The sequence below is a fragment of the Marinomonas gallaica genome, assembly GCF_049821165.1.
GTDB lineage: Bacteria > Pseudomonadota > Gammaproteobacteria > Pseudomonadales > Marinomonadaceae > Marinomonas > Marinomonas gallaica.
The window spans coordinates 2,057,165-2,071,685 of record NZ_CP187511.1 but is presented as its reverse complement, the minus strand read 5'-3'; the positions used below and the strand labels follow the sequence as shown (position 1 = coordinate 2,071,685).

The following is a 14,521-nucleotide window of genomic DNA, read 5'->3' as shown; positions in this document are numbered from 1 at the left end:
AAATACTACAGGGTAAAGCGACAGATGCAAGAAAAATCGTATAAATCGTTTATTTGCCCGTTAACGGCAAGCAGAAACTGACCTCTAAACCACCCTCAGGGCGATTAAAAGCTTGAATTTCGCCATTATGCGCCTGAACAATTCGTTTCGCGATGGTTAGCCCAACACCGAAACCGCCGCTGTTTGACTCACGCGCCGACGATGAACGAAAAAACGCATGAAAAATCTTTTCCAGCATTTCATCTGCTACACCCGGCCCATTATCTTTAATAGAAATGACCGCTCGCTTATCCACTTCCTTAGAACAAACTTCGACCTTACAACCTTCTCCAGAATAAAAGCACGCGTTTCGCAGTACATTTTCAACTGCGTGGCGTAATTGCACAGAGTCACCATGCAAAGTTTTAGGTAAGTCACCCGTCTTTTCGATGGTTATACCCCGCAACTGAGACTCAAACTGTACGTCGGCAACAATATCACCTAACCATACCTGCACGTCAATCTCACCTTTTTGCATGGAAGCGGCCTCAAGGCGCGAAAGTGTCAACACCTGACCAATAAGCTCATCTAACTCATGCAACTCATTACGAATACGGTCGAGATAACTTTGCTGCGTAGGCATACCATGTTTGTCTTCCGCAATGGTTAATGCCACTTCAATTCGAGCTAAAGGCGTACGTAGCTCATGAGACACATCACGTAACAAACGCTCTTTAGAGCTTAACAGTGTCTCGATGCGCCCTGCCATTTCATTAAACTCACGCGCCAGATTACCAATAGCATCGTTACGCTTAACCAAACGATCGTCGACACGCGCCGTCATATCACCTTGGCCAAATGAACGCGTGATTCTTTGAAGCTTTAACAAAGGCCCCATCAACCAATATGCTAAGATTCCACTGGAGACGAACAGCCCGAGCAAGGACAATAGCGCAATAGCCCACGGACTAATGGCATCATTATTATCCTGTGGTCGAAATACCAGAAGGTATTGAACATTACTGGCGCCAATTACCTGAATAAACTGACTACGGCGCGCATCAGCAGACGCTTTTTGATCCTCCTTCGACTCCGTATCACTGTCAATGGAAGATTGTTCGCGAAAATTACGTGGCAACGGACGCAATAAAGGGCGCCCATTTTCTTGATAAATAAAAATACTGCCCTGTAATTGCTGCTCATATTGCCGTGCCTGCTCTTGAAGTGCGCTCGTACCACTCTTCTCATAAGTGGATACCAAGCTTACACCAATATCACCTAACACATCAGCCGACACTTGGTCACGGTCTTCAACAAAATCGACCACCCCCAAACCAATTGCAACGACAATCATGTTAGAAAACAGTACAACTAAAAAGACTCGTAAAAATGTATTTTTCATACAATCAGGCAACCAGCATCAGTCGGCTAGCCTTCTTCTCCATCCACAAAGATGTATCCAACACCACGAACCGTTTTAATTCGTGGCTCGCCATTTTCGAAGCTACCAACTTTTTTGCGCAAGTTACTTATGTGCATATCTAGGCTGCGATCATACATGGTCAACTTACGACCCAGCGCTTTTTCAGATAGATCCTGCTTGGTTAACACTTGCCCAGGCACCATCATCATACATTCTAGTAGCGAATACTCAGAAGTAGTCAACTCGATCGCTTCGTCATTTAGATAAACCGTACGGTCACGGCGTCTTAATAACACGTCAGACAAAGATAAATCAGACATCGGGTCGTCTTCTCTTTCCTGAGAAGAGCGGCGCAAAATAGCCTTAATTCGAGCCAACAGCTCACGAGGATTGAAAGGCTTAGACAAATAATCATCAGCCCCCATCTCCAACCCTAGAATACGGTCGATATCGTCCCCTTTCGCTGTCAACATAATGACTGGGATCGCACACTTATTTCGGATCTGCTTAAGCGTTTCAAAACCATCAAGAACTGGCATCATTACATCTAAAATAACGATATCAGGGCGATCTTGTTCCATATAATCCAATGCTTCCTGCCCATTCCATGCATGAGTAACCTCATACCCTTCACCATCGAAGTACTCTTTAACCAAATCCGATAGACGAGCATCGTCGTCTGCTAAAAGCATCTTAACCATAATCGGCCCTTAAAATGTAAAGTTATTTGACTATTAGATAATATGGTAGTAGATGAACAATTAAACCCCTCTTTTCAAAGAATTGACAATGTTTGCAATTGAGCTGACGTATTGGTCTAAAAAAACACCCCACTGACATTCGTCAGCGAGGTGTTATCGTAACAAACGCTAAATAAGCACTATTTCACTTCAAGCACTTGCGCTTCAATTTTAGCCTTCCATTCAGCAGGACCCGTTAAATGAACAGACGTACCTGCCGAATCAACCGCTACGGTTACCGGCATATCCACCACATCAAACTCGTAAATGGCCTCCATGCCCATTTCCGGAAATGCAACCACTTCTGCTTTCTTGATCGCTTTTGATACTAAGTACGCCGCGCCACCAACAGCCATCAGGTAAACGGCACCGAACTCTTTAATAGCTTCAATCGCGGCTGGGCCACGCTCGGCCTTACCAATCATGCCTAAAAGCCCCGTCTTCTCAAGCATTGTATGGGTAAATTTATCCATACGTGTAGACGTTGTTGGGCCGGCAGGACCAACCGCCTCATCACGAATCGGATCCACTGGACCAACGTAATAGATAAAGCGGCCTTTAAGGTCCACAGGCAACTCTTCGCCGTTGGCCATCATTTCAACCATCTTTTTATGCGCCGCATCACGACCCGTCAGCATTTTGCCATTTAGAAGCACAGTTTCACCCGGCTTCCAGTCTTTCACCATTTCAGGTGTCACTTCATCAAGGTTTACGCGACGAACACTGTCGCCCACTTCCCAAGTGATATCAGGCCAATCATCTAAAGAAGGCGGCACAAGGTCCGCAGGACCAGAGCCATCCAGAACAAAATGCGCATGACGCGTGGCGGCACAGTTTGGAATCATGGCAACAGGCAATGACGCAGCATGGGTTGGATAATCCATAATTTTCACATCAAGAACGGTTGTCAAACCACCTAGACCTTGCGCACCAATACCAAGGTTATTCACGGCCTCAAAGATTTCAAGACGAAGCTCTTCAACACGACTTTGTGGCCCACGCGCTTTCAGTTCATGAATATCAATAGGCTCCATTAGAGATTCTTTTGCCATAACCATGGCTTTCTCTGCCGTGCCACCAATACCAATACCCAACATACCTGGCGGACACCAGCCAGCGCCCATAGTTGGAACCGTTTTCTTAACCCACTCAACAATCGAGTCCGATGGGTTAAGCATTGCGAGTTTAGATTTGTTCTCAGAACCGCCGCCTTTTGCTGCCACATGCACTTCAACCGTATCACCTGGAACAATTTCCATATGAATCACAGCCGGCGTGTTGTCTTTGGTATTTTTACGAGCACCAGCAGGATCATCAAGAATCGAAGCACGTAAAACGTTGTCTGGATGAAGGTAAGCACGACGCACACCTTCATTAATCATGTCAGTGACGCTCATAGAGCTTTCCCACTGAACATTCATACCTACCTTAACGAATACAGTAACAATGCCCGTATCTTGACAAATTGGACGCTTACCTTCTGCACACATACGTGAGTTGATAAGAATCTGAGCCATGGAATCTTTTGCCGCTTGGCTTTCTTCACGCTCATAAGCTTCATGAACAGCGTTTACAAAATCTAAGGGATGGTAATAAGAAATAAACTGAAGTGAATCTGCGACACTGTCGATCAGATCGTCCTGTTTAATAATGCTCATGCGCCTCTCCTGCTGAGTACTTATACTTTTATGGGGAAGCAGAATGTTAAAAGAAGCGCCTTGGCTTTAAAAGACAAAACCAAAATTTTCAGTAAATATACTGCACATTCATAATATCAATACACATTAAGCGTACAAAAAAGCCCCACTTGGCTGACAACCAATGGGGCTTGTTTTGATAAAAAGCATTTTAGGCTTTTTGCGAAGACTTTGGATGCTGCACAGAATGCTGCACATATTCCTCAAGAATCGAAGAGGTAAACTGCTCGCGCTCAGATAAAGAGTGAATTTGTTCAGCCTCCCAGTTAATAAGACAAATGAAGACGGAATACTTATTAATGCAGGCATAATCTAAATCACGCACACTAATTTGGTGATCTTCCATCAACTTTAGCACTTGCACCATGACTTTTTGACTTTCAAAGTGCCCAACACCTTCAATACCTTTAAGCAAACGCTCTACCCGCTCGACAGGGTTTTCAGATGGCTTAGATGGTTTCTCTTGACGGCTCATAACTAAAAACTTGTCCAGCATTTCCTCTGTATACAACTCTCGCTGATGAACATCTGAAACCTGCGCACTTTCTCGTTCTAGCAAGCGAATGAATAAACTTTTATTACGAATATCTGAAAACTCTAGATCACGTAGGCTTAACCCACTTTCTGACATGATAGAGATAACAGTCTCGTAAGACGCCTTGGCTTGCTCATCGCCACGCGCTGCTAACGCCAAATGGCGGCGTAGCTCATGCATAATTTTAGCGGCCCGATAATCTTCTTTTAACTGCAAGTGTTGAGTGTACTGGTCTTTGCGGTGAGAGAGACGATCTGATAATTCCTGAAAACCTTGTTGCGCGTCTTGCTCAGCACGCATCGAATCCATGCGCATCTGTGAACGTTTAGATTCCCACACTTCATAAGCCCGCGCCCGAGCCTGAAAAGCACGCTCCATCGCCTCTTCAAAACTTTGCTCTATACGTGCACGCTCTGAGCGCTCTCGCTGCTCTTCTTGCTCCACTGTCACTCTTTCGCTACGTTTTTCTTTCAGTGACTCTTGCGCTAAAGACAACTGCCCCTCAAGACCGTCAATTTCAACCAGCATATCAGACTCATCAAAATCCATAAGCAAACCATGTACTTTGGCCCAATATGAATCTTCTTCAAAAGGCACATCTGGATTACTTGAGGAATACTGATTACGCAGTGTTTCTTTGAACTGCTCGCCACTTGGTCTAAACGCACTCGCAGCATTTATCACATTATCATGAGAGTAAACGCGCTCATCGTTAGACTGACCTGCAGCTTCGTCTGCAACATGCGTTTCATTGTGAACAGTTTGAGAGTCCATTTTTTCCGTTTCGCTCGCCACATTATCGATAATTTCTTGTTTCTCTGAATCCATCATATTCGATTCAAAGGCTGTGCAATTCATTGAATCAGTCTGGTTAAATGACTTATCTTCTTGTGAAACAAAGCCTTCATCACTATCAAAAGACTCATTTTCAAGATCATCTATATCAGCTTGGTCAAAAGGATCTTGAAGTTCGTCTACAGGAGCCTCAGAACAACACTCTTGCTGCTGATCATCCTGTGAAGAAGACACCTTGGTCTCCATAAATGACTCAGAAGAATCATTGAAATTAAGACCTTCTTCAAAATCATCTAATATCGTGCGAGCGTTTGCATAGGTTCTATTAGGGTCGGCAGGCCTTTCACTAAAACGGCGCTGCGCATGGGACTCAGTAACGACAGGGCGTGATACCTTGGCGTGTCGAGGCACACCATTCCAGCTCACCTTAAATAGCATATTTCGATCGCAAAGTTGGTACATCGGAATGTCACCTTGTACAAGCCCATTTTGCAAAATAATCGATTCAGCATGACGCAACGCCATCGACGATTCACTTGAGTTTGTAGAGGTTGCTAGGTTAAGTAACTTTATAACTTTACCAATGGCTTTTTTTTTGCGTCTTAGACTCATTCTGATGCCACCCTTTCTATTAACTGTTCCTATTTGCATCCGTGAATTACTTTAGAGAACCCATAACATATACCTAAAGCAAATTGGCTACTATTTGTACTTTTATACAAGCTCATCTGCAAGCAGACCTGTTACTTTTTGCAATATCTCGGCCAACTCTGTCTCAGTATAGGGTTCACTGGAGATATTCCCCCATACCGGCTCTGGCCAACACTCATCTTGCTCATAACGAGCAACATGATGAAGGTGAAGCTGCCTTACCTTGTTACCAATGGCGGCAACATTTAGCTTATCTGGTATAAATATGTCTTGTATCGTTTCCGCCACAAGGCAACTTTCTGCCATCAATTGCAAACGATCACTTTCATCAAGATGGTGAATCTCTTCTACCTCTTCTCGCATAGGGACAAGAATAAACCAAGGCGCTTTTCGGTTATTAATAAGGCGTAACTGACTCAGCGGAAAATTCCCAACCCATACCGAATCTTTTTCTAAAACCGCGTCTAATTCAAACATGTATCTGACTTCCTATTTACTTTGTGGCCTTACATAAGCACTATAGCATTCTATTTTTAATTCTACCCTACGACTTGGAGTTCCCATGATGGATATGCGTTGTGTCTTGGACGCACAAGCCAAACTCGCAGAGTGCCCTCGCTGGGATGAAAAAACTCAGACCCTTTACTTTGTTGACATCGATTCCTTCGAATTACACGCCTACAATACCGTTTCTGGTGATCATTCAGTTCGTCAATTCGACGAGGAAATCGGTTGTTTCTCATTAGCAGAAAACGGCGGCTTTATTGCGGCCTTTCGCTCGGGCGTCTACACTTTTTCTGATTTTAACAGTCCCCTGACACTATACTGGCAGGCGGATTACGATCAAAAAACAACACGGTTTAATGATGGTCGCTGCGATCCCGCAGGTCGTTTCCTAGCCGGTACAATGTACTCACCGAAAGACGCTTTTCTAGGTGGGCTGTACCAATTTGAGCAGGGCCAACAATCTCTTCTCGATCAAGCAGCTTGGACATCTAACGGCTTAGCTTTTTCGCCTGACCAAAAAACCATGTATTACTCTGATACGCCGAATCATATCGTGTACCAGTTCGACTACGACGTTTCAACAGGCCAAGCGTCTAATAAGCGTACGTTTATTGAATTCCCTAGAGGAAATGGCCGACCTGATGGCGCTGCAGTTGACCGCGAAGGCAACTACTGGTCAGCGCTGTATCAAGGTCAACGTGTGGTCAAAATTAGCCCAACAGGAGACATTCTTGCCGAGTACCCTTTGCCTGCCACATACCCCACCATGGTGGCATTTGGCGGCAAAGACATGAACACTCTGTTTGTTACCACCTGTCGTGCTGCACAAACTGACGCCGAGCTTGAGCAATTCCCTCAAGCTGGCGGCATCTTTGCCTTAGATGTTGAAAACAAAGGCCAAATTGAATTCCGCTTTGCGGGTTAAGTTAATAACTTATTTATTGAAAGACGACAAATTATGCGCGCAAGCAACTATCTTTTTTCTACATTACGAGACGCACCATCAGATGCTGTCGTAGCAAGCCATCAACTGATGATTCGTGCTGGCATGATTCGCCAAGTATCGAAAGGCCTGTACACATGGCTGCCTACTGGTGTCAAAGTGCTTAAAAAAGTAGAAGCCATCGTTCGTGAAGAAATGCAAAAGGCTGGCGCCCTAGAAGTAATCATGCCGGGCGTTCAACCAGCTGAGCTTTGGGAAGAAACAGGCCGTTGGCAGAAATACGGTCCAGAACTGCTTCGATTAAAAGACCGCCATGATCGCGACTACTGCCTTGGCCCAACACATGAAGAAGTCATCACAGACATCACACGTAACGAATTAAGCAGCTACAAGCAACTGCCTCTAAATGTGTTCCAAATTCAAACAAAATTTCGTGACGAGGTTCGTCCGCGCTTCGGTGTGATGCGCTCACGCGAATTCTTGATGAAAGATGCCTACTCTTTCCATGCGTCAACAGAATCGCTGCAACAAACCTACGACATCATGCACGATGCCTACTGCAAAGTGTTTAACCGTATCGGTTTAGACTACCGTCCAGTACAAGCGGACACAGGCTCTATTGGTGGCGCGTACTCACATGAATTCCATGTATTGGCCGATTCAGGCGAAGATGATATTGCTTTCAGCGACTCATCAGATTTTGCTGCCAACGTTGAGCTTGCTGAAGCTGTTTGCCTAAAAGAAGCCGCGGATGCACCAACAGAAGAATTGAAAGAAATTTACACACCTAACTGCAAAACCATTGCAGCAGTAGCAAAACTGTTAGACCTTCCTGTTGAGAAAACCATCAAAACCATGTTGATCAAAGGCCTCGATGAGGCTGGGGAGCCAAGCATTATTGCTTTGGTACTTCGTGGTGACCACTCAATCAATGAAATTAAAGTTGAAAAAATTCAAGGTGCGGTCACACCGTTTGAATTTGCCTCTGAATCTGACATCGTTGCCAAAATTGGTTGCCAGCCGGGTTCGATTGGCCCACAAGGCCTTAAAGCGGCAGGCATTCGTGTCGTCGTTGATCGCTCAGCAGCGGTTCTTTCTGATTTCTGTGCCGGTGCCAACAAAGATGACTATCACGTCGTTGGTCTTAACTGGGCACGTGACTGTGACGAGTTTGACGTTGCAGACATTCGTAATGTGGTTGAAGGCGACCCATCTCCAGATGGCCACGGCACAATTGTTATTAAACGCGGCATCGAAGTCGGCCATATATTCCAATTAGGTCAGACTTATTCAGAATCAATGAAAGCAACCGTGCTAGATGAAAACGGCAAAGCACAAGTCATGCACATGGGCTGTTACGGCATAGGCGTCTCTCGTGTAGTAGCGGCAGCGATTGAGCAGAACTTTGACGACAAAGGCATAAAGTGGCCACAATCGATAGCCCCTTACACGGTCGCTATCATTGGCATGAACTACGAAAAATCTGAAGCAGTTCGCGAAGAATGTGAAGCGCTTTACTCTGAGCTTCAAGCCAAAGGCATTGATGTGTTTCTTGATGATCGCAAAGAACGCCCTGGTGTTAAATTTTCTGACTGTGAACTGATCGGCATTCCTCATCGCATTGTTGTTGGCGATCGCGGCCTAAAAGAAGGCACACTTGAATACAAGAGTCGCGCTACTGGTGAAGGTGAAGACATTGCCAAAGCAAACGCAATCGAGTTCTTAATGACGAAACTAGCGTAACAAACTCAAAAGCAGGATGAGGAATCCTCATTCTGCTTTTTACGCTCTGCGTGTCTTCACTTACATCGTTGCACGCCATACTGACCACTTACTCAACTACTTATTGAGGCCACGTATGACCACCATTTACCATAATCCACGCTGCTCAAAGTCACGCGAAACACTTGCTCTATTAGAGCAAAAAGGCATTACTCCCGACGTCATTCTATACCTCCAAACACCCCCTTCCGCAGATACTATTACTGCACTCTTAAGCCATCTTCAGATGAACTCTGCACGTGACCTAATGCGCACAAAAGAAGATATCTACAAAGAGCTCAACCTCAAAGAAGAACATAATGAAGAGGCGCTGATTGCTGCAATGGTCAATAATCCAAAGCTAATTGAACGCCCTATTGTTGTTCACAATGAGCAAGCTAAAATAGGCCGCCCACCAGAATCGGTACTAGAGCTATTCGCATGAGCACAGCCAATATTCTTGTTGTTTATTTCTCGCGTCATGGGTCCGTTGCCGCCATGGCTAAGCATATTGCACGTGGCGCACAACGTGTGCCGGGGGTCGATGTTAACGTTCGCCAGCTAGCTGAAGCATCGTTTAATCATGAGCAAACCAGCGCAAACCTGCCGGATGACGGCTACCCATATTGTGAATTAGATGACATTGCCAACTGTGATGGCTTAGCGATTGGCTCTCCATCCTACTTTGGCAGCATGGCAGCCCCTGTGAAACTAATGCTCGATCAGACCAGCCCCATTTGGATGAGTGGCCAGCTCGCGGATAAGCCCGCATGTGGCTTCGCCAGTGCTAGCACCATGCATGGCGGCCACGAAATGACAATCCAGTCGATGATGATCCCTTTACTCCATCACGGCATGATTTGGGCAGGCCTGCCCTACAAGAACAAAGCATTAATTGCCACTGCAACAGGCGGCACACCCTATGGTGTCACTCACTTTGCCCCGCATACTCAGTACACTGGCATGAGTGATGACGAAATCGCATTGTGCGAAGCTCAAGGGCAACGCCTAGCCGAATTAGCAATTCGGCTGAAGAAATAGTCAATCACGCGACTTACATCAATGATGAGTGAACTATTAGCGATTATTATAGTTCACTTATTACATTGAACGAGCTCACCATGGCCAAGCGTTTCTCAATTACCCAGCAAGAAAAAAAACACTACAAAACACTCTGCAAACATTATCAACCCGTTTTGATTCTTAACCATCTAGGCTTAATTGCGGTTATCTCATGGTGGCATTTAGTACTTTCTGAGATCCCCTTACAACACCCTTTAATATTACTGAGTGCCGTGTTATTACCATTGCTGTTGTCGTTGTGGGGGAGCATTAATGGTAGTTATAAAGGTGCGATTGGCGTGTGTTTTATTAGCTTATTCTATTTCACATCAGGCGTGACACATTGGTTTCACCCAACATTATGGCCCATCGGAATGAGCGAGGCCTTATTAGGTGGAGGACTATTTTGCTTGGGGCTTTTGTACGCACGGTGGAAAGGACTAAGTGAGTTACCCACCACCTAGCCCTCGTTGGTTAGCGATAGATTCGATCAGCCCAAACCGTAAGACCACTGGCAACACTGCCGAAGTGGTCGCCATCTAACAACGGAATATCACCAATTTCTTCGCGGATCGCCGCTTGAATCACGGGCGATTTTGCCGAACCTCCCGTCATATAAATCACATCTGGTCGCTCTCCTGCTTGAGCAATCGCATCTTTCATTAAAGCAATCATTTTTTCGACAGGATGCACTATCGCCTCGGCCAACTGCTCTCTTTGCAGATTCAGGATTAAATCCGATTCGATATAACTTAGGTCAATTTGCATTTGCATGGCTTCTGATAAGCGAATCTTTGCTTCTTCTGCATCCTTCACGATGTGAAAATTATGCTTATGCTCACGCATGAATTTGAAGCGATCCAGTAGCACAGGCTTAGCCATATCTAAACGCAACTGTTCTATTTGCTGCTTTGTTTCTAAACTGTTAAAGGTTGCTTGAGCCGTCACATCATTGGTCGTTACAGCGTTCCAGTATATTTGTGTCGGCATTGGCAAACCAGTCTTAAGATCCGCCCCCATACCAAATAACGGCATAATCTGACGCCCTGCCAACTGAATATCAAGATCATTACCACCTACGCGCTCACCGGTATACGCTAGAAAGTCGCCTGCGCGATCTAACTTATCACGATAGTCAGGCCCCATACGCACCATCGCACAGTCACTGGTACCACCACCAATATCGACAACTAAAACGGTTTGATCTTGCTCAAGGTGACGCTCAAAGTCCAACCCAGCCGCAATCGGCTCATATTGAAATTCCACACTTTCAAAACCCGCTCGTTGAGCCGCGACCGTTAGAATCTCTAGCGCCTGCTGATTACTCTCTTCCGCATTAAGACCTTGGAAGTTCACCGGACGACCGATAACAGTGTGCTTAAGCGCTTGCTGTAAACTCTGCTCGGCGCGCTTTTTGACATTCATCATCATAACGGTAACCACATCCTCAAAAAATTGAATGTGTTCAGCACGCAGACCAGAGCCCCCTAAGAAAGATTTCGGCGACTTAACAAAATAGCCTTCATCTGGAAATTGATAGTATTCAGCGAATGCTTCACGGCCATAAAACAAGACTTGATCGTCAGCTTCGTAATCTTCTTCAATCCGAAAACGGCGAGCACGTGATAGAATTCCCTTGCGGCTTTCAATAAAAGCCGTACGCCATGTGTCACTCAAGCCTTTCGCTACGGCCTCAGTAATAAAGTCTCGACTTAATGCATACACAGTCGAAGGTAAATACAGATTACTGCCTTCTAGTGCCGCCAGCTTTGGCCCATTGCTATCAAGAATTCCCAACGCACAATTAGACGTACCGTAGTCAAATCCGCAATACACTCCAACAACCTCACTCAAGCAAATAAATTTGGGCCGCGGACTTTATCACAATATGAGCAGAATCATAAGACACTTTTCTTGCTTGAATTAGGCCTGTAACCCCTTAATTAATAGGTTTATAATCATTCTCAGTCACAGTTAACGTATATTAAAATAAAAGCAGCATCACCTAGAGGATATTAGGCTTGAGCATTTCCAACAACATCCTTCATCACATTGAAAACTTCACTGCACAACGCGATAAGGAACTGCTTGCTTTTAGTCTACTAAAAAGTATTCGCGATATTTTAAACCCAATTCGGATTTCCATTTTGACTTTAAATGGCCACGATGAGCCAACCATGGAAATTTCACTCAGCAATGGGGAATCTTGCGAATATCGATACCAAGACATCAAGGTATCAGACAGTACACGTGCATCCCTGGATTATATTAATACGTGGCACTTAGATGAACTCATGAAGGCTCATGATGATCAATACACGTCGTTTCACGTATTACAACAAAGCCGCCAACTAAACCAATATCTTATTATCACGCTGGATAACAAACCTAGCCGGTCTGAAAGCTACATTATTAAGGGCATGCTCAGCATTTACAGTAACTTCAGTTCATTATTAGCCGACGCCCAAACTGACGAGTTGACAGGCTTAATGAACCGAAAAACATTCGAAGAATCCATTATAAAACTGTATCAGGGCAGTGCGTTTTCCGAACTTACTGATAGCCACACCAACTGGATTGCCATTATCGATCTAGATCACTTCAAGGCAATCAACGATAAGGCTGGGCATTTGTATGGTGATGAAGTCTTGATCCATGTGTCTAGAGTTTTACGCCAAATATTCCGTCAAGATGACATGCTATTTCGTTTCGGCGGAGAAGAGTTCGTTGTACTGATGCGTAACCTAACCAGACAGCAATGTGCGGATTTAGTCGATCAATTTAGAACAAGCGTCCAAGAAATTGTGATGCATGACCTAGAACCCATTACAATCAGTGCTGGCATCTGTGAATTTCTTAATGATACCTTCCATATCACTTTAATGGACCATGCTGATCAAGCACTCTATTACAGCAAGCAAAATGGTCGGAATCGAATAACCTTCTACGATGAAATTGTTGAGGCAGGCCTAGCGAAACAAAACAACGTTACTCACGGCGACATCGATTTTTTCTAAATCCGTACTTAAAAAAAGCGCTTAACCTTTTACCCTAGATCACAAATACAAAAAAGCCGAGGCAGTATGACTGCCTCGGCTTTTTTAATCTTTAATAGGCGAGCATTACGATTTAAATGGGTCGCGTACAACGATTGTTTCATTACGGTCAGGACCTGTAGAAATAATATCTACTGGCACACCAATCTTCTCTTCGATGAACTTAATGTAAGCCTGTGCATTTGCAGGAAGTGCGTCAAAGCTTGGCGCACCAACCGTTGACTCGGTCCAACCAGGAAGCTCTTCGTATACCGGAATCGCTTTGTAGTAGCTTTCACTGTCTACTAATGAACCTGATACAGCATTACCATCAGCATCTTGATAGCCAACACATACTTGAATCGTTTCAAAACCATCCAGTACATCAAGCTTCGTTAGACAGATACCTGAGATAGAGTTGATCTGAACAGCATGACGAAGAACCATTGCATCAAACCAACCACAACGACGCTGACGACCTGTTGTAGCACCGAACTCGTGACCACGCTCACCTAAACGCTGACCGTTTTCACAATTTAGCTCGGTCGGGAAAGGACCCTCACCAACACGCGTAGTGTACGCTTTGGTAATGCCTAGCACGTAATCTAAGTACAAAGGACCGAAGCCCGTACCAGATGGAGCACCACCTGCTGTGGTATTTGAAGACGTTACGTATGGGTAAGTACCATGGTCAACATCTAGCAAAGAGCCTTGAGCACCTTCGAACATGATGTTCGCACCGGCTTTACGCAAGTCGTGCAACAAGCTAATCGTATCGGTAACCATTGGACGCAAGAATTCAGCCATTTTCAGACCTTCTTCATACACTTCGTCAAAAGATACAGGCTCGACTTTGTAGAAGTTTTCCAACATAAAGTTATAGAAAGCCAAAACTTCTTTCAGTTTCTCTGCAAAACGCTCTTTATCAAGAATATCAGCCACACGAATAGCACGACGAGCGACTTTGTCTTCATAAGCAGGCCCGATACCACGACCTGTTGTACCAATTTTCTTGTCGCCTTTCGCTACTTCACGCGCCTGGTCCATAGCAATATGGTATGGCAGGATCAAAGGACAAGCAGGGCTGATCTTAAGGCGCTCAACAGCAGGTACGCCCTGCTCTTGTAGTTCTTCAACTTCTTTTAATAACGCAGCAGGAGACAACACCACACCATTGCCGATGATACATTGAACACCATCGCGAAGGATGCCAGATGGGATCAAATGCAAGACTGTCTTCTTACCATCGATTACCAATGTGTGACCAGCATTATGGCCACCTTGAAAACGTACAACCGCAGCGACGTCTTCTGTTAGTAGGTCTACAACCTTACCTTTACCTTCGTCACCCCATTGAGTGCCCAGAATAACAACGTTCTTACCCATTTTTGTG

Annotated in this window: 13 protein-coding genes; 6 read left to right on the top strand and 7 right to left on the bottom strand. The window is 45.0% G+C overall.

The window, feature by feature from the left end; genetic code table 11:
* Positions 1-49: 49 nt before the first annotated feature.
* From ACPUEK_RS09700 to ACPUEK_RS09680, 5 genes are all read right to left on the bottom strand, one after another.
* The gene (locus tag ACPUEK_RS09700; protein WP_067036941.1) at positions 50-1,381 is read right to left on the bottom strand and encodes a HAMP domain-containing sensor histidine kinase; all 1,332 of its coding nucleotides are present in this window, start codon (positions 1,379-1,381) and stop codon (positions 50-52) included.
* A gap of 26 nt (positions 1,382-1,407) precedes the next feature.
* On the bottom strand, positions 1,408-2,103 hold the full coding sequence (locus ACPUEK_RS09695; protein ID WP_067036939.1) for a response regulator transcription factor: 696 nt from the start codon (positions 2,101-2,103) through the stop codon (positions 1,408-1,410).
* Between the two features lie 179 nt (positions 2,104-2,282).
* Positions 2,283-3,800: a fumarate hydratase gene (locus ACPUEK_RS09690; protein ID WP_425640590.1), complete on the bottom strand. Its 1,518-nt coding sequence runs from the start codon at positions 3,798-3,800 to the stop codon at positions 2,283-2,285.
* A 190-nt stretch (positions 3,801-3,990) separates the two neighbouring features.
* Entirely contained in the window at positions 3,991-5,781 is a 1,791-nt protein-coding gene (locus ACPUEK_RS09685; protein ID WP_067214440.1) for a DUF2786 domain-containing protein, read from the bottom strand.
* Between the two features lie 102 nt (positions 5,782-5,883).
* Positions 5,884-6,297 (bottom strand): HIT domain-containing protein, encoded by a 414-nt coding sequence (locus ACPUEK_RS09680; RefSeq protein WP_067036934.1) that lies wholly within the window; start codon positions 6,295-6,297, stop codon positions 5,884-5,886.
* An 85-nt stretch (positions 6,298-6,382) separates the two neighbouring features.
* Here ACPUEK_RS09680 and ACPUEK_RS09675 point away from each other — a divergent pair, with 85 nt between their 5' ends.
* The 5 genes from ACPUEK_RS09675 to ACPUEK_RS09655 all read left to right on the top strand — a co-directional run bounded on the left by ACPUEK_RS09675 (position 6,383) and on the right by ACPUEK_RS09655 (position 10,557).
* The gene (locus ACPUEK_RS09675) at positions 6,383-7,252 is read left to right on the top strand and encodes an SMP-30/gluconolactonase/LRE family protein (protein WP_067214441.1); all 870 of its coding nucleotides are present in this window, start codon (positions 6,383-6,385) and stop codon (positions 7,250-7,252) included.
* Between the two features lie 33 nt (positions 7,253-7,285).
* Positions 7,286-9,013 carry a proline--tRNA ligase gene (locus tag ACPUEK_RS09670; protein ID WP_067036930.1) on the top strand — a complete coding sequence of 576 codons (1,728 nt, stop codon included), beginning with the start codon at positions 7,286-7,288 and terminating at the stop codon, positions 9,011-9,013.
* A gap of 115 nt (positions 9,014-9,128) precedes the next feature.
* A complete protein-coding gene (gene arsC, locus ACPUEK_RS09665; RefSeq protein WP_067036928.1) occupies positions 9,129-9,476 on the top strand; it encodes an arsenate reductase (glutaredoxin) in 348 nt (115 codons plus the stop codon).
* Positions 9,473-10,072, top strand: a complete 600-nt coding sequence (gene wrbA, locus ACPUEK_RS09660; RefSeq protein ID WP_067036926.1) for an NAD(P)H:quinone oxidoreductase — start codon at positions 9,473-9,475, stop codon at positions 10,070-10,072. The genes arsC and wrbA overlap by 4 nt, the downstream gene beginning before the upstream one ends.
* Positions 10,073-10,152: 80 nt before the next feature.
* The gene (locus ACPUEK_RS09655; RefSeq protein WP_067036924.1) at positions 10,153-10,557 is read left to right on the top strand and encodes a DUF2069 domain-containing protein; all 405 of its coding nucleotides are present in this window, start codon (positions 10,153-10,155) and stop codon (positions 10,555-10,557) included.
* A gap of 10 nt (positions 10,558-10,567) precedes the next feature.
* On the opposite strand, the gene yegD is transcribed toward ACPUEK_RS09655, so the two are convergent.
* Positions 10,568-11,929: a molecular chaperone gene (gene yegD / locus ACPUEK_RS09650; protein ID WP_425640589.1), complete on the bottom strand. Its 1,362-nt coding sequence runs from the start codon at positions 11,927-11,929 to the stop codon at positions 10,568-10,570.
* A 185-nt stretch (positions 11,930-12,114) separates the two neighbouring features.
* Between yegD and ACPUEK_RS09645 the strand changes: the two genes are divergently transcribed.
* Complete coding sequence (locus ACPUEK_RS09645; protein ID WP_067214447.1) at positions 12,115-13,110, top strand: GGDEF domain-containing protein; 996 nt, start codon at positions 12,115-12,117, stop codon at positions 13,108-13,110.
* Positions 13,111-13,215: 105 nt separating this feature from the next.
* Here ACPUEK_RS09645 and ACPUEK_RS09640 read toward each other — a convergent pair whose 3' ends face one another.
* A complete protein-coding gene (locus ACPUEK_RS09640) occupies positions 13,216-14,514 on the bottom strand; it encodes an adenylosuccinate synthase (protein ID WP_067215122.1) in 1,299 nt (432 codons plus the stop codon).
* Positions 14,515-14,521: the final 7 nt, after the last annotated feature.